Raw genomic sequence first — 24,453 nt, 5'->3', positions numbered from 1 at the left:
GAATATAATAACAGAAATATGAACGAAATTATATGCCCGAATTGCCAAAAGGTCTTTAAAGTAGATGAAGCAGGCTTTGCAGACATTCTTAAACAAGTTAGAGACCATAAATTCGAAGAGGAATTACAGGATAGACTAAACCTTGCAGAACAAGAAAAGGAAAACGCAGTTAAACTTGCAGAAGCTAATCTCAAAAATTCATTGCAAGCTGAACTCGCCAATAAGGACAAAGAAATACTTCAGATCAAAGCCACCAGCGAACGTAACTTATTTGAACAGTTGGCGGAAAAGGACACCTTGCTAACAGAGATGAAAGCAAAAATCGATAATGCAGAAAACGAAAGGAAGCTTTCGGTATCAGAAGCAATTAAGCAAATAGAAAAAGAAAGGGACGATAAGGAAAAGGAAATAATTCAACTGAAAGCCAACAATGAACGCAACTTATCCGAACAATTGGCAGGGAAGGATAGTTTACTATCAGAAATGAAAGCAAAAATTGAAAATGCTGAAATTGAAAAAAAACTTACTGTATCAGAAGCGGTTCAAAAAATAGAGAAAGAAAGAGATGACTTAGCCAATGATGTCAAACTTAAAGAAACTGAAAAGCAACTATTAGAAAAATCTTTAACTGAAAAGTATTCTGCCGAGCTAAAGACAAAAGATGATATTATTAAGATGAAAGACGAAGAAATAGCCCTTCGTAAGGATATGAAGCTCAAGCTTTCTACTAAAATGATAGGTGAAACACTTGAACAACATTGTGAAATTGAATTCAACAAACTTCGCGCGACAGCATTCCAAAAAGCGTATTTTGAGAAAGATAACGACTCAAAATCTGGAAGTAAAGGCGATTATATCTATAAAGAAACAGATGATCTGGGAAATGAAATTATCTCGATAATGTTTGAAATGAAAAATGAGGGTGACGAAACTGAAAAGAGAAAAAGAAATGAGGATTTCTTCAAAGAATTGGATAAAGATAGAATAGAAAAGAAGTGCGAATACGCAGTACTTGTAACTCTTCTAGAAGCAGACAACGAATTGTATAATGCTGGAATTGTAGACGTCTCTCACAAATATGGGAAAATGTATGTGGTTAGACCACAGTTTTTCATTCCAATTATTACGCTGTTACGGAATGCAGCTATGAACTCAATGAAAGTCAAAGCAGAATTAGCTTTAGTAAAAGGCCAAAATATTGATATTACCAATTTCGAAGAAAACATCACCGCTTTTAAAGAGGGTTTTGCAAGAAATTATGAACTGGCCAGTAAAAAGTTTAAAACAGCAATTGAAGAAATAGACAAAACAATAGATCATCTTCAGAAAACAAAAGATGCACTTCTCTCTTCTGAAAACAACCTTCGGCTTGCAAACAATAAAGCTGAAGATTTGACAATCAAAAAATTGACACGTGGGAACCCCACAATGACAGCTAAATTTGAACAATTGAATAGAAAAACTGAATAAAGGAAAATCGACGCACAACAAACGCATTTGCAAAGGCAGGACTGGCAATGTAACATCAATTGTGTATAAGCATGAGCTTTGGGGCGGATTTGGCGGTCAATTTTCCACTTGAGGTCTTGATTTCAAAGACACATTTTCAATTTGGTATTTGTGGCAGGCTGGCCAATCAATGAATACTCTGTTTTTGCAAATAGTCGAACGTTTCATGCAACCAAAGTACAATCCCTAACTAACAAAGACCTTTCCCCTTGGCTCACAAAATAACAAGTATTACAATCAGAAACTTTAAGTCCATTATTTCAGAGACCTTTCCGCTAAGTGACTTTACCGCAACTGTTGGAGCAAATAACGCAGGTAAATCAAATATCCTTCATGCTGCTAAATGGCTTCTTAGAAAAGCAAGTTTAGGAAGTGAATACTTTCATGATGTCGCCAATCCAGTCATAGTCGAAGGAAAGATTGAAGGAATTGATCAAGCCCTATTACAAACATTGGCAGCAAATCATAGAGCAAGTGTATCTCAATATTTGGACAATGAAACACTTTACATAAGAAGAGTACAAAATATACCTGGAGATGGAGTTGCTAATATAAAGTTGTTCGTTAAAAATACTGCCGCACAAAATCCTGCTGACGAATGGGCAAATAATCCTGCCGGAATAGATAACGCCATATCATCAATTTTTCCTGAACCGATTTTTATTGGAGCAATGGAAAACTCTGAAGAGGATGTTAGTAAACAAAAAGCAGGAACTACAATAGGAAAACTTTTAGCTGAAATAATTGAACCGATAGAACAACAGCATGGTGCAACAGTAAATCAAGCCTTACAAGGGCTTAAAGATTTATTGGATGCAGACGGACACACAAGAGCGCCCGAATTAATAAACTTTGACCAAGCAGTAAATCCTAAAATTGACAACTTTTTTCCAAATGTATCTGTAAAGATTCATGTTCCAACTCCCGAAATAAAAGAAGTCTTTAAGCAAGGAACAATAAAAGTCTATGAACCAAATTTTGCGACGGGTAGAGAAGTGGGTTCATTAGGACACGGAGCTCAAAGGGCAATACAAATGGCTCTCATTCGCCATTTGGCTGATAATAAACGAGCAGCAGCAAATCAAGGAGCAAGAACATTGTTATTAATTGACGAACCAGAACTATATCTACATCCACAAGCAATTGAGATTGTAAGAGAATCGCTAAAAACATTATCCCAGCACGGTTATCAGGTGCTATTTACAACTCATTCGCCATTAATGGTAACAACTGATGATATCCTGAATACACTTATAATTACAAAGGTTCATCCAGCTGGTACACAGAAAAGGCAAACTCTAAGCCAAGCAATAACTCAAGTAATTCAAGATAATCCAAGTCAGATTAATCTAATGTTCACCTTAACAAACTCTGCACAGATACTTTTTGCAGATAAAATAATTCTTGTTGAGGGCACTACAGAAGATCGACTATTCCCTAAAGTATTTGAAGCATTGAATGGACGAAGCTTGGGTTACCACAAGTATGCCCTAATAAATCAACGTAGTGTTAGTAACACAAGAAAGTGCTTTTCTGTATTAGGTGCATTAGGATTACCTACTAAAGCAATTGTGGACTTGGATTATGCATTTACATTGGCGACCGATGATGGGTTCTTGCAACAAAATGACCCAGATATTACAGCGTGCAAAGTTTTTTTTCAGCAGATAGCAGCAGCAAATAACATTACATTAAACGCCAATAATTTACCACAAAAGAATCCTCAAGTTTCCGCATCAAGAGCTTATGAAATTCTTGCTCAACATGCGCCAGCTCAGACGCATATTGACAATTTATTTCAAAAGTTATTGTTGCATAATATTTGGGTTTGGAAAAATGGAGCAATTGAAGTGCATTTTGGTTTGGCTGCAAAAACAGAAGCTGCCTGGGCAAATTATGCAAATCAACTTAAGACACAGCCTTTAACCCAAGTAATAACTGACCATGTAGGAGTTTCAGCATTAATAACATGGTTGACACAGTAAGGAAACAATGGGATGCATGTAATATTGCATTGGCAATGTAGCGGGGGCTGACCTAATATTATTAGACTGCGGAAAGTAGTTAAACATTAGCAATTCTATTGAGTGGTAGTGCAGAAAGTTCCCGCCTTCGGCAATACTCAAACCTTTATCTGCCATTTTTGAGCAACCGTACTAATTCAAACTAACTGACATAACATGAACATTGATACAGACTTCAAAATGGATGATTTGACACTTATCAAATACTTAAAAAGTGTCGACAGCCCCTTTCTTCCCAAAATTCAAGAAGTCTATGAAAAAGTCAAAGACATTTTAAATAGTAGAGTGCAGCATGTTTTCCCACATTATACACTTCACAATACTGGACACTCTTTCAGAATAATGGAGTATATGAGTAAGCTGGTTAGCGACCTCTCCAAGTTAAACGAACTTGAAATTGTACTTATGGTTTATTCTGCTCTTCTTCACGACATTGGGATGGCGGTAAGTGAAGATGATATAAATTCTATTAAGGCTGATTCGTTTCCATTCTGCGAAGTAAAGTTTTCTTCAATGAAAAAAATCATGGGAGGAAATGAAGTATTAGCATTACAGGAATACGTGAGAAGAATCCATGCTTCTTTATCAGGCAAATACATCCGCGAGAATCTGAAGGACAAATTAGTTATCCCCAAACTAACCACACTTGATTTTACGAAAGAACTCGCTTTAATCTGTGAAGCTCACACAGAAGATTATGATTGGATACAAGCCAACTTGAGGACTAATGAAGTTAGAGGAGACTATTCGTTTAATGGACAGTTTATTGCTGCTATACTTCGTTTAGCAGACATCCTGGACATTGACGGAAACCGAACACCATATAATTTATACAAATTAATTTCGCCTAAAGGGATAAGCGATGAAGAATGGAAACAGCACTTTGTGATTTCTAACAATGAAAAAATAGTCATTAACGAAAAGACTCAGCAGAAAAAAATTGTGTTCCACGGCAAGGCAACTAGCGCCAGTATACACCGAAAAATCCTTGTCTATATTGGCTGGGTAAAAAATGAATTAACTAATTCGACCGCATTAGTTAATGGCATGCCAGCTCAATATAGTTTGGTTTACGACACTAATCCCGAAGTCAATATCCAGACAGAAGGTTACACTTTTTCAGATTACAAAATGACCTTGGAATTTAGAGCAATCAGTTCTTTGCTGATGGGCGAAAAGATTTATGGAAGTAAGTCATTGGGACTTAGAGAACTTATTCAAAATTCTCTTGACTCTTGTAGAATACGACAAGAAACCGAAGAACAAAAAAAAGAGTTTGGGCAAGATGCTTATCAACCAAAAATCAAAGTTATTTTAGACCAAGATAGGGATTTAGCCATTATCAAGGACAACGGTACAGGTATGTCGATGGACATAATCAAAAAGCATTTCTTAAACATCGGTGTTTCTTACTACAACTCCACAGACTTCTTGCTCAAAGATTTTGACTACAAGCCAATCGGAAATTTTGGGATAGGTTTTCTTTCTTGTTTCATGCTCTCCGATGAAGTGAAAGTTTTAACCAGACATTATAAGTCAAAGCATAAATACCTGATTGAACTTGAAAAGGGAAACGAATGGACATCATTGACAGAATCTGAAGATGTAGTCTTTGACGGTACAGAAGTGATTTTAAATTATGCCAACTTTATTTCGGTCTTTGACAACAAGCCACAAAGCGTTAAGGATTTTTTGAATACTTACTTTCTTACAGACGGAATTGACTTTGAATTAATAGACAAATCGGCTAAACAAATTGGGAAGATTAATAACCCAATTATTCTATCTACTCCTCTTGACAAAGGGCTTGTCAAAATTGAACTTCAAGATTATCTCAAAGACATTGAAGGTTATGCTTTGATAAAAAATAAAAGCAATTTCATCAAAAAGTTTGACGATTTAGTTTTCGTAGGTGAGCTTTACAAGTATGATGACGAAGATGGATTACTCCCTGTTAAAGATTTCACTTGCTTGGAAATTGATAACTACGTAAACGGAAACGAAATCAAGTATCTAACGATTCCTTTAGTGGAATCTCATTTGGAAGATGATTTTTTAAATGGAATGAAATTTACCGGGGATGATGTCCGGGAAGTTTTAGAAAAACTTGACAGAGAATTAACATGGATTTCAGTGATTGTCCCAAAGGATTATCAAGTTTCATTATCCAGTGAGGAGTTAGACAGCAGAGATTACATTTTTGACAAACTTACATTTGAGGAGCTTGAAGCACTTGGACATTCCAGTTCCTGCAAAACAAAAACAAGCGTTGAAACCATTACTTTATTTGAAGGAAGGAAGAACTATTTGTATTTACCATTTGATAAAACGGAACGTGATGGTGGATTGTATTGGTGGAAAACTCCCGAAAAAAGGAAAGAACTTTTTATGCGAAGCGTACTCATAAAAGACTTTCGTTTCAATATTCCGATTTTGGCTTCCATTTTTGAAATAAACACAATTGTCGCTAACATAAATTCACGAAAGTTCATTCCTGATATTTCAAGAAATAATGTTGACTCTAAGGAGAAAGATTTGATAAATTATATAATTGGCAAAGCTATTCATATTGGTGCCTCCAGAGTACTGACATTAGAGGCTGATGAAAAAGTTACACTTGAAAATTTTATTACGACATTCTATGAACAAAAGACCGACTATGAAAAATAAAACGGGAGGTAACGGTATTGCAAAAAGCTGGCTAATTAAAAAAAGTAAGTGAATATTTATAATTCTCTTGAATGGGTAGTACTGAAATCTCTGCCTTCGGCAATATCCTAAACAATGTATGTAAAGTTGCTAAGAAAATAATACTTACACTTTTGGCGCGGCGAAATACCACAATTACTTTTAGCAATAGAAAATGAAACTTACTTATATTCGAGCGTGATGTGCACGTCCTTAAATAGAAAATTATAATGGAGGAAAAAATATTAGACCAGGGGAATATTAATGCGCTATCAGCTAGACAAGAGGGCCACTTTGTTGGTGGAGACTAATTCGTCACTTTGGAATCTCATCGCCTTTATATTGGTAACTGAGGGTAGGTAATAATATGTATCCTCAGCAGTAGGCCAGCTACCACACAATCTCAACACCTCGCCTCTGCAGCTGCTCCAGGTTTTCATCGTTGTTGATGTTACAATCAGTGAGATACAGCTTTTCAAGCCTCTCAAAAGGTAAAAGATTTTTGGTGTGATCTTGTTGTAGCGGATTCCCACTTAACACCAGTTCTTTCAATGTAGTTCGTTGTTCCACGAGCTCCTCCAAACCCTCTCCCGAAATTCTGTTATCCGAGATATTCAGTCGCTCGATAATAGGGCTATATTTTACCCAGTTTGTTAATAACGAATCGTCAAAACCGCCGGCTTTTAAGTCGAGCCATTCAATGTCCTTTTGTGCATTTTTATAGGTATTTAATATACCAGGTGTGCAGGTGTTGTCGGATAAAGAAAGCCATTTTAAAGGTGAGATCTCGAAAACTTTCATGTATGACTCTTCGGAAAGTGGAATATCCTCCAGGTGAAGGTACTCGACCGTTGCTGCTACTCTCCTTAGATATGTGAAACCATGGCCTTTAACGGAGGTTGCATTCAAACCCAAATGGGTAATCTTGGTTGAATCACGGAGGTAAAATAGCGCCTCGTCAGTAATGGAAGTTGCCGATAGAGAAATTTGAACAATTCCATCAAACGAATATTTAAAGTGAGAAAGACATTGATCGTCGATATTGTCGAAACCAAGTCCCAAGACTGTCAGTTGGTCGCATCCGGCAAATACTGACAAGTGTTCAGAATGAAAGCCACAGTTGGAGAACCATAAAATGGCCAATGATTGCCGCGAATTGGAGAAATTACTTAGCCCAGCTTTGGTAACACGGGTATTTTTTTCAAAGTACTCGTTTTCCGGCATGCAATCTATAATCCACAATTTCATAAGATTTGCTATACCTGAGAAGCACTTAAAGTGACTGTCTTCGAGAATTAAGCCTTCGAGGTGCACTACTGTTATTACATGTTTTAGAAACGGGATTAACTTTGTGACTAAGGGCTGGGGGCTGTTTTCGCTCCAAAATATGGTTGTATCAATTACCAAACTTGTGAGTTGCACAGGTATAAATTCATACCATTTCCAATCGACCGAGGTCATCAGTTCCTCCAGGTTGTTTTCTAATCCTTTTTCTATATCCCGGAAGAAGAAGAGCGGCGACAAGTATTGGAACAGATGTTGATAACCTTCGTAGCTAAGGTGTTGTTCGAATTCGTCCACTTCAGTAATAAATGGTGACAGGTCAAGTTCGTCTTTTCGGATTTTCTTCCACTGCCAGCTAAGAAGCTCTTGCTGAACATATTGATAGCGGCCAATGGGTAAGTTTCTATATTCATCGATTACTTCTGACCTGTCTTTCGACAAAATATGTTTCCCAAATTCAATTAGAAAATATTCCAGAAATGAACGGTGGGCGAAACTCAGAAATATTTGCTCCGGATTAGAAAGACCCCCTGGTAACGTAACTTTTTGCAACAAGGTGCGCTCGCTCAGCCCACCCAGGAAACGATTTACCCCAGTCCGTTCTGTTTCCAGGAAGTCTTCCTGGGTCATTGTGTATTCGTCGTTACCGTTTGTTGTAGCTATTCTGTAAGCTATTTTTTGGCAAAAGTCGGTGACCGTTTTTACGTCTGAGAGTTTCAATGGTTTGCTGAGGTCATCTACTTCCCGTTTCAGCCAGTTATTTACAACTCCATGATAAATCAGGAATCTCACCGTATGTTCACTGCCCGTTGCCGACATTCTTAGATCTTCTGGTTTTAGAAACTCCAGGTAATTTAGAATAAGTGGGACAGTGACGAGTTCAGGCTCATAATTTTCGATTCGATTTTTTACAAAGACAATCTTTTCCTTGTCGGGATGATTGTCATATCGGCTGTTAACATAGATATTAGCTTGGTCCTTAGAAAAGTGTTGCAGTTTTATTATAGGTATTTCCCGGTTGTCAACAATAAGGTTTCGTAATCCATAGGTATATTCTTCACCCTGGATAATAAATTGCTCGCGCACGGTAATGATCACCTTACGGAACGAACTTAGAATCTGTCGCAGACTTTCCCATTCACTATTTACACTATCCCAGAACTGGCTAATATCTCCGCCTTTTATACCGTTGTATTCATCCAGTGCGTCTAATAACAAAATTGTATTTGCTGCATTCTTGTCCTTGGAGAGTTCACGCAGTTTTTTCTTTGTATTCTCATGGTGAATTTTCCCTAACAGAACCGTGCGTTTTCTAAAAATGGAGCGCCTTGAATGGAGGTAAAGAAATGTATTGACGAGATACGTCGTTTTGCCGATTCCCGTTGGTGCAACCAAAAAATAGGTATTGTGTTCCTTCAGCTGTAGGACGATGTCCACGAATTCTTTGATAGATGGTGTGCCGTTATGGCTCGCATTGTATAGTTGAGTGCCATTGAGATTGCGGATGATGCAGTTATTCGGGGTAAAATGCGGCTCATATATACTCCTCAGTTCTTTGACCGTCGGGAAGTCAGTGACGAAATGCCGTTTCCTCGCCTTTGTTCTTAATCTGGCCCATGCAATTCCAACAATCGCCAGGATCAGAGCCACAATTAGCTCAGAAGCCATGTCCGGGACTTTCTCTGAGAGCTTCCCGAGAAATGACCTGTCTTTAACATCCTTAACGGTGCTGGCTTTGGTAGGAGGTTTTACTGTCGCTGGCCGATTCGAAATGGTGTCTACTTTCGACGATTGAGCAAAAGTCTTCATTGGTTAGGATGTAGGGCAGAACAAACAATTTGTGCTAAAGATAATTCAAATTTTAATATGCTCATCCTTCGGATCGCACTGAGAAATACCCTCCAATATTGTGAAATGATTACTTTTTATTTAACAGGTGTTGCAAATTTGGGTCTTGTTCAATCCGTTCCTTTTCACTTAAAATTACCTCAACGATGTCTATCTCCACCGCCTCCCGCGTAACCCAACGTTCCGTTTATGGCTATTGCTGATATTTTACAGATAGCGAAGCAGTACACATTCACCTGCGTACTCATCGAACCCTTCTAGGCTATTATTCGGTACCCTTCGCAACCGGATACTGCAATTTTCTGTTAGTCCCTTCCATCTTTCTGCAATAAAAATACCCCGCCATTTTCAAACACTAAATCAAAAGTTGCAGCCTGCCTGGAACAGGAAACTCTGCACCTCGCTATGCGGCAGTGCGCCTCCGGTTTGGGCAAAAAATTCTCCATCGGCGCCTTGTCCGGCCTTTTGATAATTATGCCGGCGCGCCGATAGTATTTTTTTGCCCAAAAGTTTCCTTTATCCATCCAGGCTGCTTGTGCTCGATCCGGTTTGAAAAACAGGCGTGGTGCCTTTTCATTCCATGCACAAAGACGGATGGCCTAGTAGCCGAGTCATTCCAGTGCATCCATTGAGCGAATTGGCTACCTGAACAGCAAATAGCCTAGTAAGCGCTCGCCATCGGAGACAGCGTGTCGGTGACTTGTCCTGACTGTCCGCTACCTGAGTAAAACACGGCGTCTGCCGGTATATTCCGGTACTGACGAGACCAGGTAGGTCGAAACGCCCCGATGGGATCGAAAAAAGTTTGTTATGAAAAAGCTCACTGGAAAAAAGGCAATCCAATTACATCGTCTCTTGCTCAAGGTCCATGAACAGATAGAAACCCTTAACGAGGGAGGCTGTGGCATTTTACATCCTGCCTCCTAAAGATATTACGCAGCAAGGGTTATTTCTGCACCGTTGTATGCATGAATGCTTACAAGGAGCGTACTCGGAACGATCATCGGAAAAACCTGTACAACATTAAAATGAATTTGCAGCATGCAATATTTACATATGGCCATATCTGTTTGCAAGTCGGGGATTACTATATAGATAGCAGTAAGTTGGAGCGAATACCGGCGGATAGAAAGTTTGATAGCTTTTACCGGCACCTGGGGCATCTTTCACCCGGGCAGCTGCAGTACCTGAATGCAATTCCTCATTTATGGAACGATGTGTATGACCGTTCTCAAAATGGCAAGCTGCAATGGCTGCTTAGAACAGTTCTCAAACGCTTTTAATACCACTTACATAGGCAGCCAACGTGCTGCCTTTTCTCTTTTATATTTCTTCAGATTTTCAGTTATGCAAATTGATGGTCAAGTCATGCATGGCCGTAACGGCCGCCCTTTATTCTTATGCCTCCAAGGCATAATTACAACATGGTTTCATAGTTATGATGGAAAGAAAGATCATTTCCCAAGACAAAAACGGCAAAAAGGAAGCAAAGATGGGCAGCCGTCGGGTACATCAATAAATTTTTGAATGAACGGTCTCCCCCCAAAGGGTCCCCCCATTAAATCAAAAATTTCTTGCCTTTACCCGACCCAAAGCTGCCCTCTTTTAATGCTTTCTTTTTTCCGGTTTTTGGTTTTGGGAAAATGACTAAAAAGAACCGAGGCGAAGAAGACAACAGCCAGAAAAGGCGCGTAAAACAGATTTCAAACCTTAAAAAGAACGATCATGAACATCATCGGACGATTGACCAAAGACGCAGAAGTGCGCACCATCCGCGACCAACAGCAGGTAGTAAATTTTTCGGTCGCCATCAACGAAAGCTACCGCAGAAAGAACGGCGAACAGGTGAAAAAAACCACCTACTTCGATTGCTCTTACTGGCGAACCGTTAACGTTGCTTGCGCACTCACAAAGGGAACCCTTGTAGAGCTGACGGGAAGCCCAAGCGCAAAGGCATGGATCGGAAAGGACGGTGAAGCCCGCGCTTCCCTGAACTTCAAAACCGACCAGATCAAATTCCACGGAGGCGGGGCCAAACACACCACCGCTGCTACACAAGCGGCGATTGAAAAACCGCAACCCATGGAGGATGACCTGCCGTTTTAATCACGATCAATCCAACCATTTCACGACGAGATTTTTTTCACCTGCGGCAACCGTTTCCGTGCGGTCGCTGCCCAAAAATCAAACAATGAATAATAGCGAAAACAAGAGGCTGTACGACAGCAAAGAAAAGCAATTGAAATCCCTGAAAAGGAAAGGCAATATCATCACCTTCAAAAATCCAATATACCCTTGGGGAACATCCGGCGAGAGCCGCAACCAGATCATTGTCCATAGCCTGCAGGTTTTCCGCGATGGTGCTGTACGGATCATAGGCAATTCCTACGATACGGATTGGTATGCCGACATTGATAAGTTGCTGGACGCTATAGACTGGCAGTGGATGGAAGGAGCGCACCAACTAGTTAGTAGTTGAAAGTTTCACCAATAACCGATAGCAGATGAAGATTTACGATATAGATGGACGCTGCATCGAGGTCACAGACCTTGATGCAGCCCTAAAGCAAGCAGACAAATTTCGCGGCTATGGAACGGACGAGGAAAGCCATAAACCATTCGTGCAGCGTATTTCTGGCTACTGGCAGGATTTGCATCGGAAGCTATTAGCCCTTAAAGCGAAACAGGATGCTAAAGGGCATCGCCGGGAGCCGTAATCTATTTCTAACACAGAAAAAAAACAATATATGGAAGCAAATTTTTTCCGGCAGATCGCCGGACTGAATACAACAGGCAATCTACAGCTAACGGTATCGCAGGTCGCGGAAGGCAGGATCACCGTATCTGTACTCCTGCAAAACGAAGCCTGTGGAGACAAAGCCAAGACGATGATCCCCCCGCTTATCCTGAAGGGGACAGCCGAGGAAATGGACGGCGCCTTCTTCGATAAGATCAGTAGCCCCCTGCAAGCCGCCTCCGGGCTGATGGTAAATATGGAAGCCTTCATGAAACAATTGGACGAGGCTAAGAAGCATTCCGCAATGGAGAAAGAGAAAACAGACAAAGAAAAGAAGGTCGCGGACGAGAAGGAAAGGAAATACCGTGAGGCGATGAAGAAAGTGGAGGAACTGGAAAAAGCGGGTAAGTACCGGGAGGCGTGGGTAAAAGTACCCGAGCCGGGAGCCTTTCCGGAGCATACAGACGAGCTGCGTAAGCGCAAGTCGGAATTATCTGCCAAATTTTCCCCCAACCTGTTTGACGCATCGGCTGAGCCACGGGCCAACCTCTTTGGCGATAAGCCGGAGCCAGAGCCGGAACCGGAGGATAGCGAAGATTGGGAGGATGACAGCAACAGCCTTGAGCAGGAACATAACGAAAGCTGGTAAGTATCAATTATTAACATAAAAACAAGGATCATGTTAGTGACAACACAAATGGAGCGGGTATTCCTGCTTACCAGTAACGGGCCGGCCATAACGCTTGCCGACCCGGAACCAAAATGGAGCGTGGACGCGGTGTTGAACTTTTACGCCAATACCTATCCCATACTGACTACGGCGAAAGTCTCCGGCCCTGTCATCAAAGATGATACTGTACAGTATGTCTTTGAGAGCGTAATGGGGACAAAAGGTTAATGCTAAATCAAAACGCAATGGATCATGCAACGACATATCATATCGGGACGGGTAGCACAGCTGCCAAATACACGACAGCAGATACTACACCGGCAATTAAGGGATTTCTCTCGTTGGATGCAGCGGCCAAAGGACGCCGGCGAGGTAAGAAAGGACAAACGCAGGCCGGTTCCCCCGCCGATGCTGCCAATGCTTTTCTAAAATGCCAATTTCTTCCAAAGCTTTTCGCCCCGCAATCTTCACAGGATTGCGGGGACACTGCCCTAGTGGAACAGCAGTTTTATGATTCCCTGTCAGAGCTTTGTACACATTATAACATTACCCCGATCCCTTCGAGGCAATATGGTTACCCGTACAATGTAACACTTGCCCTATGGGACACAGAGCGCAAGCTAAAAGACAAGGTTGAAAACTGGCAGACCGTCCGACTTACTCGTAGAGAAGAATGGATATTTATCACCAGCATAGAACGCATAGATACCGGCCCTTATCTTTATTATATCCCGGTTATACCCTTATATAAAATGCTTCATGACTGTCAGCATGAAAAGGCAGGGCAATTGCTGCTTTCCCTATGCAGCTACCTTTACCAAGTTGCTGGCATCCCTTATTACAGGAACGAAGGAAGTTTCCTTTACTGGCAATACGAGATGATGGAGCAGTGGGTTGCGGAAGAAGAAGACTGCGAAGGAAAAGAGGAACAACTAAAGGAAATAGAAGATGCACGGCAGATCGGTGATTACATCTATAAAGAGATTGCGGGAATGAAGCAGCTTAACGCATTTGCCGAAAGGCTGGCGGTTTTTGGGGCCGGTAATGATTTTGAGAAGGAATGTTTTGACGTAGCGGCCAGCGCATTTGCGCTATATACCCAATTCCCCAACGAGTGCATTTTCAGGAACGGCAGCCGGGAGGAAGAGCAGGAGGACTATGATGAGTATTACGGGGATGTGCTGAGCATGGATAAATATATTTCATTTTATGCCGATACCAAAGGGTTGCTTTCCGAAAACTTATGCAGTACGGTCAACATGAATTTTGACGAATGCATTGCCAAGGAGGAGCCTTGTATCCAAAAACATTTCGACGGTGAGCCGGTAACCGGCGACCTGAGCTTTGAAATGCGCTTGTTCGCGCTTATAGGTGACCTATGTTACATTTTAGAAAATTTTTAGATCAGCATTATGGAAACGACAATGGATATAGCTAATCAGTACGGCACCTTATTCTGCCCGGTATCGGCATTGGTAGTCTTTGAAGGACGCAACAACGGCGAAACCTACGTAGAGCATTATGATATGGACAAAGACGGTAACCCGGTCAACGCCCATCCCCTGACCGTCCGGGAGGCAAGTGCTTTAGCAAAGGCTTTGGACACATCATGCCAAGCCAGCAAAGCATTCCTGAAATCCGCCGGCATAATACCCCAGACTGTACTGCACATAGACCCCTCGGAAAAGGGGGGCGTGATATGGTTTACGCCTCCCGGAGAAAGGTCGATGTACTTTTCCGACCGGTTGGGCATCCCTAACGGAAAGGCGCAGGTACCTGCGCTGGTCTGGAAAGCCAGCAAAACCAGCCTGGCGCTTTATGCTTTGGCAACAAGCAAACGCCCTAATGTTGGTACTGCCCTTTACTTTGCTCCCTTTTTCAATATCTATCGGGACGGCAATGTCTGTATGGGGACGGTCGATATCAATATTAAATCTTCTGCCTCACTTGAAGCATTTACCAACGCTTGGGAAAGCTACTTTTTCAATTCCTACTTCAGTCACCTTATAAGCAATCACAATCCCATAAAAGGCAATTGTGTCCAGCTTTGGAGGCGACTGCTCCAACACCCGGAACCTTTCCCTAAGAACGTGCTTATCAAAACGACAAAAACACTTAAAGCGCTCCTGCAATGACTAAAGTACACTTTACAGATAACAGCCTGATAAATCCCACCAATCCCATTACAGTCAACCTTATCGGTACTGGCGGTACCGGCTCAAAGGTGCTGACTGCACTTGTAGAAATGAATTACAGCCTTGTCGAGCTTAACCACCCAGGCCTGCAGGTGCGGTTGTGGGATGATGAAACGATCACCCACGCTAATCCTGGCAGGCAGCGGTTTGCTGCATCCGAGATCGGGCTGCCGAAGGCGGTGGCCCTGACCAACAGGGCGAACCGATGGGCAGGCACGAATTGGAAAGCCGAGACGCGGAAGTTTGAGCGGAATATTTCAGGGAACCTTCCCGAGCATTGGGAAGCCGATCTGTACCTATCCTGTGTGGATACCGCACCCGCCAGATTTGAGATTGCAGAGATCATTGGCCATGCAAAAGGCCGCACCAATTTCTACCAGCCGAAATACTGGATAGACTTCGGTAACAGCCGTTACAGCGGGCAAGTTGTTTTATCCACCATCGGCAGCATCCGGCAGCCACAATCAGAAATTTACGAAGCAGTAGCCAGCCTTCCGCCCGTTACAGAGGAATATGGGGAGCTGCTGCGTCAGTCAGAATCCGCCGATAATACCCCCAGCTGTTCGCTTGCCGAAGCGCTTGAACAGCAAGACCTTTATATCAACGGGGCATTGGCCCAGTTGGGCAGCTCACTTTTGTGGGGCATGTTTCGCAATGGGATGACCGAAAACCGTGGCTTCTTTCTTAACCTGCAAACCTTTCAGTGCAATGCTCTAAAGGTTGCTTAAGGGCTCCTATGGCGGCCCGAAGGTCGTCCGTCCTGCTGGACGGACGACCTTCGGGCGCGGAATCGGTACGAACCTTCGGGCAAAATGCTGGTCACCAATTCCCCACTAGATTTTACCCGCCGGTTCGCGGCATATCTACAGGCTACTTTTGTAGCCGTTATTATAATGGGAAGGTCTTCTTTTCTTGAGGGGTGCGGCCAAAGAAAAAAACTAAATGATGGCCGCCTTTATGATCGTAGTGTCTGTCCTGCCATGCGCTGCCATAGTCTGCCACCGGATGCCGACGAGCCAAAATCACTTCCGCCCGTCGGTAACTTCCCTGCAAATAGCACCGACCCATGAAAAATGACAGCACTTACCCCGGTTTGGAATACAAGGCATCCGAATTATCGGCTTATGCCAGCAGCACGGTAATGGATGTTTTTGTTCTTTCCCTGAAGAACCAGGAAATCAAAAGGTTTATGCCTGATAACCCTCAGCGTTTCCGCGCCTGGCTCGACGCCAATAACATTCGCGATATCAATAAGCAGGAACTGAAACCGGCACCCGAACCGGACGCCAGGAGAATAAAGCGTGGCAAATGGTTTTAAAAATGGATATTGTTTTTATCCAACACCTGCTGCTTTGTTCTTTGTTGTTCGACAACTTCCTTCTGCGTGATCTTTTCTTTTTCCTTCCGCTCTCTCCAGTAAACCCACAGCATCCCCACGCCGAGAATGATTAGCGCATAGGCGACCCACTTACCGACCCGCTCGACCAAAGTGATGATCCAGGAACTTTCGTAAGAGGAAAATCCCTCAGCGCCCATAGGGCCTCTTCTATAAAATTTCCGACGATTGATCCAATAGCGCAAAGCGAGGCCAGGAAGGAGAAAGACAAGACCGAGTACCAAGGAAGAAATCATGTCTGAAAGGTTTAATGGTGCATGATGAAGATACGAAATTAACTGGATACATTTTTATACAGCTGCTGTATTGATCAAATTATTTGACCGTTGACAATCTTCATTTCTTTAAGTGATCGTGATAGTAAGTGACGTTTATTTTTCTGGTAATTTTTTTCAATCAATACTGCACAAAGTTAGCCCGGCGGCCTGAAACGGGATGCCACCCTAAAGCCTGGGCACACAAGGTCGAACAACAAATTTTACACGCTCCCCATAAACCGCTTCGCTATTTATGACCCACCCGCTGCAAAATTTAACGCTGCGCTTTGTTTCCACCTTGCCCTTATTCAGGCCTCCAGGCTGGTTATCGCGCATTATTAACTTCTAAAAACATTTTACGATGTTCACAACAAGAAAGTGCTTAAACGATCAACTGAAACAATTTTGCGGTACCGAAAATTATACCCGCCATTCCTTCAGCCGTATCCATCTAACCGATGGAATAGTGTACGCGAAAGATGTACATGGGCTGAACTGGCTGGTAGATAAAATTGCACCCCAGGCCATCAATTTAAAGAGGCATCCCTTTCAGTGCTGGAAATTAAGCAGGGTTGGAAAGACAGGCTGTTTCAACCTCCTTTGTACAGATGGTAACGACAATTTACTCTACAAGGAAATTATCGGGTACTCAGATTGTGAGAGCGACCACGTTGATATATGGGTCGCTGATAATATAATGATGTTGCCAAGTGAATACTGACGCATGGAAATGGCCGGGTGAAAACCCGGCTTTTTTTATGCAACAACTTACAAAGCTTTTCACGAAACTGGCTCATCGCCTCACTTATGTCGATGTAATGAACCTGGTCCTGGATTCGATACTATTCCCAGTATGTATTCAGGCCCATGATGACTATAAGATAATCCATCCTGTAGCCAGATACAACCTTAATGAAACTGAAATTGACTTACTCAAACAACTGCTGATTTGTATTGGCGAGGTGGCTGAAGCTGGTGAAGACCCCTTCGGTAACCTATTTATGGAATTCATTTCGCATTGAAGGAACGGCCAGTATTTTACGCCAATGCCTATTTGCACCTTTATGGCACAAATAGCGAAAGGCGGGCACGAAGGCAAGACGGAGGAAAGGATCTCTGACCCGGCATGTGGTTCCGGCAGGATGTTCCTGGCCGCGGCCGCCCTACATGGCAAAGGCCCCCATTTCTTTGGAACGGATATCGACGATATGTGCTGCCGTATGGCGGCGGCCAATATGATCCTGCACAACCTGCTTGCCGACATTAGCTGCGGCAACGAACTGACGATGCGGTTCTCGCATGTGTATATAATCAGAAGGGTACCCTACTTGGATTTTCCGACGTTACGTATTTTGAAGTACGCCAATAATGAAGCTGAACAGCCTAAAGCAGAAGATCCGGCTAATAATGAAGCCGTACTTCCGGAGCCGAAGAGCAAACAGGAAAAGTATGTTCAGGGAAATTTGTTCTAAATGAACAGCAATTGCAAAAGGGCTGCCCTTATCGAAGGACGGCTCTTTTTTTATTCATTCACTGTTGTTGGGCATTCCCATTCATTCAATTTCCAACAAGGACAATCCCTGCATAACGCTTTCCTCCCTAATACTACCTGTCCTTTGCCCCGGTATCCGTCTTCAATCGATACCTGTAAATGTCTTCTTGCCCATCACATGTTACTGCCATAAATACATTCCTTGCCTGTTTTCAAACAGGCCATCAAAAATAGCTGCCAGCCTGGAACAGGAAAGTCTGCACCGCCGCAAAGCGTCGGTTTGCCGGTATGCGCAAAAAAATCTCCATCGGCGTTTTTGCCGGCTACCTGGAAAAAGAGCCGGCGCGCCGATCGTATTTTTTTGCCCAAAACTTTCCCTTATCCATTCTGGGCAGCTCGTGCGCGATTCGGTTTGAAACAGGCCTGACCTGTATTTCACCCCGGCCACAAAGACGGATGGCCTAGTAGCCGAGTCATTCCAGTGGTATCCATTGAGCGAATTGGCTACCTGAACAGCAAATAGCCTAGTAAGTGCTCGGCATCGGAGACAGCGGGTTAGTGACATGTCCTAACTGTTCGCTACCTGAGTAAGAATCGGCGTATGCCGGTATGGGCCGGCACTGATGAGACTCACAGGTCGAAACGCTGTAACTCCATTTTTACTTCACCTTTTAATCTGCTATTATGAAAGCAAAATTGTTATCCCTTGTAAAGAGCAGTATATCCGAAGGATACCTGCCTAAAGATTGGCACTGCCACAAAAAGAACGTTGTTGAAACATTTACGGGATACCTATCCCTGATTGACGGTTGCGTAGCCATTGGTACGGTTTACTATCACAAGATCAAGGATGGAAGTCACTTTGTAGCGGACATTGAGGGTGGATTTATCCTCAAAGGAGATAGCATTAAGGTCAACATGGCCCACGATGAATTTATTTATACACACGAGGACAATGCCCATATCTACCTTCGCTATCTCAACGAATACTACACCGATGAAAGCCTAACCGCCTTCAACCTTGTCATTATGGCTGATGGCACCATTGCGCACATCGATCATGCCTATTATTGGGAATCCGACCAAGAGTACCACTACGATCCTGAAGATGATGATAATGACGAACCGGATGACGATGATGTGATATGGGATTATCACGATGGGCCGATGTATCATGATTGCCGCGCCGATGACCGTAAACCAGGTATCGGTTTCGAGATCGAAAAAGCGGGGGACCCTGAGTTCTGCGGGCACTACAACAAGGAGCAGCTATTCCGCCACACCGGGTGTATTATGGAAAGTGATGCAACTGTGGATTGGGAGCTAAAGACGCCAGTCTATCCTTTATTTTCCGAAAAAATTGAATCCTCATGGCTACCAGAAATTGCACGGGCCATCAATGCAAAAAATCATAACAATGCCGGTGGACATATCCACTTATCCCTTCCTCCAAAATCCGGTAAGCAGATGTTCGATCATTGCCGTCCCTATATGCCGCTTTTTATGGCCCTCTATCCTAAAAGATTGGAAAAAGATTACTGCATCGGAAAGAAGGAACATAACCTGAAACAGGACGGAGACAAACACCAGGCGATTAAGATCTGGCCCGATAGGATCGAATTGAGATTCCCGGCCAAGGTCTATAATCTGAAAGCATTGCTTTTCCGGTTAAGATTATGCCGGCTGATGGTAGCAAGGGAACATACCAATATCCTTTCCGTCACACTAGCGGCTTTCGACAAAAAGGAACCATTGTACCAGCTCCTGATGGAGGAATATACCGGCAGGGAGCTGATGTTACTGCAACGGATCATAAAAACAGCAAAAGATTACTTCAATACCGAGCTGCAGAATGAGAAAAGCATAGAAGCCCTTTTGAAAAACCTTAAATGTAACAAAGCATGTGTATTGCCATCCTGAATACAAAAGACACCCTCAGCAGGACAACCTTCCGTACCTGCTGGCAAAATAATCCGGATGGGGCGGGTATTGCCTATTATGATAGCGGTACCATAAAGATCACCAAAGAGATGGACTGCGTGGACCGGCTATATGAATCCTATCGCACATTGCGAAAACATAACCGGCATCCGATGATCCTTCACTTCCGGATTGCAACAAGCGGATCGGTAGATGCAGATAACTGCCACCCCTTCGAGGTCGGTTACGGAATGGTTATGGCGCACAACGGGATCATTGATAATGTGTCTCCAACCGCTACCATTAGCGATACACGGATTTTTATTTCGGAAATACTGAATTATCTACCCGAAGATTTCTTGTATAACGCAGGTATCCGGGAGTTGATCGGTGGATTTATAGATAGCTCCAAACTGGTTTTCCTGGACCGGTATGGCATGTACCATATCATTAATGAAAGGCTAGGCCATTGGGATGACGATCATAGCAATTGGTATTCCAACTACTCTTACCTAGAAACGAAGGTATCGCCGCAATATAGATCGAATCACTTGCAGCGCCCAGGTCGGTGGATGCATCGGGATTCTTTGGATGAGGAGCATTGGAGCGCCTGCGGATGCTGCGACAATCTGGTGGAAACATCCAAACTGCATTTCGATACATTCCTTCAGGTTAATCTCTGCCCCGATTGCCTCGCAGACTATTCTGGAAATTATGATAGGGGATACCCCTGATGTGGTACTTCACCAATCACCCAGATGGAAAATGCTGCAGGATTTGTCCTGCTTTTTTTATACCCGGTCTGGTAGTAGCACAAAAGACCTGCTTTAGGATGCAGGTCTTTTGCTTTTAACTTTAGTCAATCTTTACTGTTGAACCGGAAGCTCAGCTCTTTCTCGTTGCCGAAATTGTCCGATATCCAGACGTTTATGGTTTGCGATACTTTGGACCGGGAGCTATAGTATAGCCGGAACTGATGCTCCGGCAGGCTATACAGATCATTAGGCAGGTACGGAGGATCGCTATAGTACTGCAAGCTACCCTCGCCGTCTTCCTGGAAGTACCGGATATAATACCTGGCCTCATCGAAATTGCCGGATGGTACAAGGGTAAGGCGGATCTCCGCTACCTGGCCCAGGGCAAGCTCTTTGGGGACCGGCATCACCTTTACCTCGAATGGAAAGTTTTGCTGGATGTCCAGGTCTTTTTTTCTGCACGAAGTGAATAGTACCGACAATATGGCTATGAATACAAATGCCCATAGCGTCTGCTGCTGCAGGTTGCTTTGCTGAATTAGTGTTTTCATTTTATTAATAAGAGATTTTTAGAAGTTAAACCTTAGCCCGAGGCCGGCCGATGGCCTGAATTGATCTATAGCGGCTCCCCACAGCATTCGTACACGTCCCTGCAGCAGCAAAACCATCCGGTCGCACAGGTACGTTTCCAGAGACAGTCGGCCACCGCCACCATACAGGAGACCCTCTTCACTCAGGACCTGGGAACCATCATAGAGCAATTGCTTGCCCCTGTTGATCGTCTGATAGCCGACCACGCCTGAAAGAGATGCATAGAGGCTGATCTGCCTCCGGGCATCGCCCAGCAGGCGCAAACTGTAACCGCCCTCGACGAAATAGCTTTCCAACGGTATCCGTATGGCCTTATAGGTAGCCTCCTGGTGGTTGTACTCAATAAGGCCAAAGCCATAATTGCCGCTCTTGGCAAAGGAATTCATGCCCAGGGCCAGGTAGTAATTTTTTTCCGGGCGGTCGTTGGATAACATGCCGGCATGTACCTCCAAGCCCTTTTGACCCGGCAGCATTCGTTGCGCGTTGGCGCCGGTGATGCCCAGGAATGCCAGCAGCAAAGTGATCATATACTGTTTCATAATACAAATGATTTGAGGTTACCTGATTTTTAGATGCATATTGCTGATGAGCCTGGCGGCTACCAGGTCGGAGTTTTCCACCTGCAACACCTGGTGCCGTCCTCCGTTTCGCTCATAGAGTTCGATAAGCAGTACCTTATCGTCCGTCAGGGTGAATTGATCCAGCAAGAAGACATTGCGTTCCGTACTTTTGCCCGGAACTTCATCGATCGTTCGGTACATCCGCGAAGGCTTCAGGAGGCGCTGCTGCACCGCCGTTCTTTTTACCAGCTTTTTGTCGGCGATCTTGAAATTGATAAAATCGATCCGGAAGGGTACGTTGCTCCGGTTACGGACTTCCGTATGGAAAAAATACTTGCCGTCCTGGACACACAGCCCCTTTAACCGGAAATGTATCCCATAGCTGCGCGCGCCGATATGCCGGATCGCCCTCCTGTTCTTCTGCCAAATGGTCTCCATAAGCAGGTCAGCCAGCGAAGGCGGCATAACACCCAGCTCATCGAAAAGGACATCATTGGATTCCTGCCGGGAAAGGGTCCGCTGTAACCGCTCCAGGTCATAACTAGTCGTTGTTGGGGCACTGTTATAGGTGACATTAAAATTGTAGAACCTGCCGTCTTCGGTGACGACGGAAAAATTCGTCTCCGTTACGAAGCCTTGCACCGCAGCTTTGAGCCTAAGCAGGTTCCCAGCGTCTTCGGCAATGCCTCCGGAAAGAAATTCGCTCCCGATGTCAACGTATTTGATGGGCGCCGGGAAAAGAAAGTGGCTGGTCTTGTCGTAGGTGACTTCCGCCCTGTATGGTGGGATGCTTGCCAGCATCATGCGGCTCTTGCCGATGGTATCCTGCAGGGGCATTGCTCCGAAGGATAGAGCAGGAAATGCTATAAGGACGAAAATTCTAAGTATCGCACTCATGATCGTGGTTGTCTTTTTTAAATGATTAATAGGTGAAAATTACTTTTTGGATACCAGCAAGAGCTGGTGGCCGGCCTTCAGCGTGACTTTGGGTATCCTGACTTTCTTTGCAAAATACCCTGATACGCCCTGGATCGCGCTTTTAGTCATGTCGGAGGCCAGCTGCTGGCCCATATTCGCGCTAAGGGAGAGATTGGTCCCGGCCGACGTCCCCATATTGGCAACGATTTCCGTAAGGGCGCTATTTTCCGTTGAAATAGGTGCGCTCAGGCCCAGCTGGCCGTTCAGGTCGTAGACGTTGATCTCCACAGGTATAACATCCCCGTTGATCTCTACGGAAGTGATCTGCAGTTGCAGCCTGCCGCCCGTAAATTTCGGACTGGCAGTCAGCACGGTGCCTTCAGGGATTGTCCGCCCCGCAAGCCGGGCATCTGCCAGCAGCAGGATGCTTACGTCGCTTACAGGCGTTACATCCTGCGTCTCCTGGATACAGGCCCTTGCACTGTTGCGGGAGCTTGCCTTCTGTGATGAGCCGGTTGGCGTAAAAAACGCGTGCTCCCTTCCCGTCGCCAGCAGGTCCAGGGTACTGTCCTCGATGTGGCGGCTAAGGGAGGATACCACATTCTTGCGGGCAGGGGCAAAGGATTCAAAGTGACGGGGTACCTCCGTCTTGTTCGCCGGCTTTACCTTGCCGGAATCTGTTGGATGCGCGTTAGGGAAATACTTAGAAGCTAATTGGTAAGATTTTTCCATCATTGCCAAAGGATCGGGGGCTTCTTCGTGCGCGGACTTTTCTGCCAGCTTGTCCTTTAGTTCCTGGATCTCCCTGCGCATAGCCTCCGTCTCACCGTTACTGCCGGAATAAAAGGAACCGACAGTGGCTTGAATATCTTTATAGGTGTTCAATGGGGATACCGACACTTTCTGTCGCCGCATATAGCTGTCCCCGTTGGATTCTATGTCTTTATCCTGGCCGGGCGCCGCATCTACCTCTTTTGTAGAATCGGATTGCCAGTAGTCTGCCAGCGACATCAGGGAGGCACGCTTTTCCTGTTCCTTCTGGGCCTGCATAGCCTCTTCATAAGCCCGGCGCTTATCGCGAAGCGCCCCATCTGTAGCCTGGGGCACGGCTTCATTCAGCCCGGCTTCCTTTTGCTTTTCTTTGCCGGAGGAAGGCCTACCGAAGATCAGGTACATGCAGCCAACAAACACGATGCCCATTAATGCAAAGACGAGCGGCTTTTTGAGCCGATCAAGCTTACGGCTATGTTCCGAGGAGCTGCTGGCCTCCGGTGCAGCGCCTGAAGTTTCCGAGACGAAGATGTTCGTTCTCCTATTTTGATTTTCCATGATTTAATTGTGGTTTGAGGTATCTAATAAATTGACTGCAGGTGGGAACCGGCTTTGCTTCTTTAGCGGAATAGGGTTATCGATATGCTGTATTTCCCCATTTTGCCTTGGCTCGCCGCGATATAGGATTCCGGTGATCACCACCATAGTGATCACCACGTATCCTGCAAAAAGATAGAGCACCAGCGTGCGCTGCTTTTTTACCGGCAAAGCCGACCAGCGGCAATCGATCCATCCTTTAAGCAGCCCGACGCGTTCCTTAATTAGCGAAAGATTCATA

The 24,453-nt window shown here is 44.2% G+C and carries 23 protein-coding genes and 1 pseudogene; 17 read left to right on the top strand and 7 right to left on the bottom strand.

Annotated elements, in window-relative coordinates:
• The first annotated feature begins 18 nt into the window (after positions 1 to 18).
• The 3 genes from B5D63_RS22685 to B5D63_RS22675 all read left to right on the top strand — a co-directional run bounded on the left by B5D63_RS22685 (position 19) and on the right by B5D63_RS22675 (position 6,203).
• Complete coding sequence (locus tag B5D63_RS22685) at positions 19 to 1,470, top strand: DUF2130 domain-containing protein (protein WP_078671120.1); 1,452 nt, start codon at positions 19 to 21, stop codon at positions 1,468 to 1,470.
• 248 nt (positions 1,471 to 1,718) lie between these two features.
• Complete coding sequence (locus B5D63_RS22680; RefSeq protein ID WP_078671119.1) at positions 1,719 to 3,494, top strand: ATP-dependent nuclease; 1,776 nt, start codon at positions 1,719 to 1,721, stop codon at positions 3,492 to 3,494.
• Positions 3,495 to 3,689: 195 nt separating this feature from the next.
• Positions 3,690 to 6,203: an HD domain-containing protein gene (locus B5D63_RS22675; RefSeq protein WP_078671118.1), complete on the top strand. Its 2,514-nt coding sequence runs from the start codon at positions 3,690 to 3,692 to the stop codon at positions 6,201 to 6,203.
• A 408-nt stretch (positions 6,204 to 6,611) separates the two neighbouring features.
• Here the strand turns inward: B5D63_RS22675 and B5D63_RS22670 are convergent, their stop codons facing one another.
• Positions 6,612 to 9,314, bottom strand: a complete 2,703-nt coding sequence (locus tag B5D63_RS22670) for a leucine-rich repeat domain-containing protein (protein ID WP_078671117.1) — start codon at positions 9,312 to 9,314, stop codon at positions 6,612 to 6,614.
• A 1,764-nt stretch (positions 9,315 to 11,078) separates the two neighbouring features.
• Between B5D63_RS22670 and B5D63_RS22660 the strand changes: the two genes are divergently transcribed.
• The 9 genes from B5D63_RS22660 to B5D63_RS22620 all read left to right on the top strand — a co-directional run bounded on the left by B5D63_RS22660 (position 11,079) and on the right by B5D63_RS22620 (position 16,273).
• A complete protein-coding gene (locus B5D63_RS22660) occupies positions 11,079 to 11,459 on the top strand; it encodes a single-stranded DNA-binding protein (RefSeq protein ID WP_078671115.1) in 381 nt (126 codons plus the stop codon).
• 85 nt (positions 11,460 to 11,544) lie between these two features.
• Positions 11,545 to 11,832 carry a hypothetical protein gene (locus B5D63_RS22655; protein WP_078671114.1) on the top strand — a complete coding sequence of 96 codons (288 nt, stop codon included), beginning with the start codon at positions 11,545 to 11,547 and terminating at the stop codon, positions 11,830 to 11,832.
• A 25-nt stretch (positions 11,833 to 11,857) separates the two neighbouring features.
• Positions 11,858 to 12,070: a hypothetical protein gene (locus tag B5D63_RS22650; protein ID WP_078671113.1), complete on the top strand. Its 213-nt coding sequence runs from the start codon at positions 11,858 to 11,860 to the stop codon at positions 12,068 to 12,070.
• Between the two features lie 30 nt (positions 12,071 to 12,100).
• Positions 12,101 to 12,739, top strand: coding sequence for a PRTRC system protein E (locus B5D63_RS22645; protein ID WP_078671112.1), 639 nt, complete (start codon positions 12,101 to 12,103; stop codon positions 12,737 to 12,739).
• Positions 12,740 to 12,769: 30 nt separating this feature from the next.
• The gene (locus B5D63_RS22640) at positions 12,770 to 12,988 is read left to right on the top strand and encodes a PRTRC system protein C (RefSeq protein ID WP_078671111.1); all 219 of its coding nucleotides are present in this window, start codon (positions 12,770 to 12,772) and stop codon (positions 12,986 to 12,988) included.
• A gap of 17 nt (positions 12,989 to 13,005) precedes the next feature.
• Complete coding sequence (locus tag B5D63_RS22635) at positions 13,006 to 14,163, top strand: hypothetical protein (protein WP_143313041.1); 1,158 nt, start codon at positions 13,006 to 13,008, stop codon at positions 14,161 to 14,163.
• A 9-nt stretch (positions 14,164 to 14,172) separates the two neighbouring features.
• Complete coding sequence (locus B5D63_RS22630; RefSeq protein WP_078671109.1) at positions 14,173 to 14,895, top strand: PRTRC system protein B; 723 nt, start codon at positions 14,173 to 14,175, stop codon at positions 14,893 to 14,895.
• Positions 14,892 to 15,683 (top strand): PRTRC system ThiF family protein, encoded by a 792-nt coding sequence (locus B5D63_RS22625; RefSeq protein ID WP_078671108.1) that lies wholly within the window; start codon positions 14,892 to 14,894, stop codon positions 15,681 to 15,683. Before B5D63_RS22630 ends, B5D63_RS22625 begins: the two co-directional genes overlap by 4 nt.
• 338 nt (positions 15,684 to 16,021) lie before the next feature.
• A complete protein-coding gene (locus tag B5D63_RS22620) occupies positions 16,022 to 16,273 on the top strand; it encodes a hypothetical protein (RefSeq protein WP_078671107.1) in 252 nt (83 codons plus the stop codon).
• Here B5D63_RS22620 and B5D63_RS22615 read toward each other — a convergent pair.
• Positions 16,270 to 16,587, bottom strand: coding sequence for a molybdenum ABC transporter permease (locus B5D63_RS22615; protein ID WP_078671106.1), 318 nt, complete (start codon positions 16,585 to 16,587; stop codon positions 16,270 to 16,272). The genes B5D63_RS22620 and B5D63_RS22615 overlap by 4 nt on opposite strands.
• A 382-nt stretch (positions 16,588 to 16,969) precedes the next feature.
• Between B5D63_RS22615 and B5D63_RS35810 the strand changes: the two genes are divergently transcribed.
• The 5 genes and pseudogenes from B5D63_RS35810 (at position 16,970) to B5D63_RS22585 (ending at position 20,754) form a co-directional block, all read left to right on the top strand.
• Entirely contained in the window at positions 16,970 to 17,329 is a 360-nt protein-coding gene (locus tag B5D63_RS35810) for a DUF6876 family protein (protein WP_078671105.1), read from the top strand.
• A gap of 37 nt (positions 17,330 to 17,366) precedes the next feature.
• Positions 17,367 to 17,630, top strand: coding sequence for a hypothetical protein (locus B5D63_RS22605; RefSeq protein WP_078671104.1), 264 nt, complete (start codon positions 17,367 to 17,369; stop codon positions 17,628 to 17,630).
• A 15-nt stretch (positions 17,631 to 17,645) separates the two neighbouring features.
• Positions 17,646 to 18,080 (top strand): annotated as a pseudogene (locus tag B5D63_RS22600) (N-6 DNA methylase); the annotation flags it as partial.
• 704 nt (positions 18,081 to 18,784) lie between these two features.
• Positions 18,785 to 20,020 (top strand): hypothetical protein, encoded by a 1,236-nt coding sequence (locus tag B5D63_RS22590; protein WP_078671101.1) that lies wholly within the window; start codon positions 18,785 to 18,787, stop codon positions 20,018 to 20,020.
• Complete coding sequence (locus B5D63_RS22585) at positions 20,002 to 20,754, top strand: class II glutamine amidotransferase (protein WP_078671100.1); 753 nt, start codon at positions 20,002 to 20,004, stop codon at positions 20,752 to 20,754. Before B5D63_RS22590 ends, B5D63_RS22585 begins: the two co-directional genes overlap by 19 nt.
• Positions 20,755 to 20,879: 125 nt before the next feature.
• On the opposite strand, the gene B5D63_RS22580 is transcribed toward B5D63_RS22585, so the two are convergent.
• The 5 genes from B5D63_RS22580 to B5D63_RS22560 are packed head-to-tail and all read right to left on the bottom strand — an operon-like array spanning position 20,880 to position 24,452.
• Positions 20,880 to 21,326: a DUF3872 domain-containing protein gene (locus B5D63_RS22580; protein ID WP_078671099.1), complete on the bottom strand. Its 447-nt coding sequence runs from the start codon at positions 21,324 to 21,326 to the stop codon at positions 20,880 to 20,882.
• 18 nt (positions 21,327 to 21,344) lie between these two features.
• Entirely contained in the window at positions 21,345 to 21,905 is a 561-nt protein-coding gene (locus B5D63_RS22575) for a conjugal transfer protein TraO (RefSeq protein ID WP_078671098.1), read from the bottom strand.
• A gap of 18 nt (positions 21,906 to 21,923) precedes the next feature.
• Positions 21,924 to 22,823, bottom strand: coding sequence for a conjugative transposon protein TraN (traN, locus tag B5D63_RS22570; RefSeq protein ID WP_078671097.1), 900 nt, complete (start codon positions 22,821 to 22,823; stop codon positions 21,924 to 21,926).
• A 39-nt stretch (positions 22,824 to 22,862) separates the two neighbouring features.
• Complete coding sequence (gene traM, locus B5D63_RS22565) at positions 22,863 to 24,173, bottom strand: conjugative transposon protein TraM (RefSeq protein ID WP_078671096.1); 1,311 nt, start codon at positions 24,171 to 24,173, stop codon at positions 22,863 to 22,865.
• A 3-nt stretch (positions 24,174 to 24,176) separates the two neighbouring features.
• Positions 24,177 to 24,452 (bottom strand): hypothetical protein, encoded by a 276-nt coding sequence (locus B5D63_RS22560; protein WP_078671095.1) that lies wholly within the window; start codon positions 24,450 to 24,452, stop codon positions 24,177 to 24,179.
• Position 24,453: the final 1 nt, after the last annotated feature.

Origin of the sequence: Chitinophaga eiseniae, from assembly GCF_900167135.1 — a bacterium.
Classification (GTDB): domain Bacteria; phylum Bacteroidota; class Bacteroidia; order Chitinophagales; family Chitinophagaceae; genus Chitinophaga; species Chitinophaga eiseniae.
Note: the sequence above shows the minus strand (reverse complement) of the source record. Positions and strands in the feature narration are given on the sequence as shown.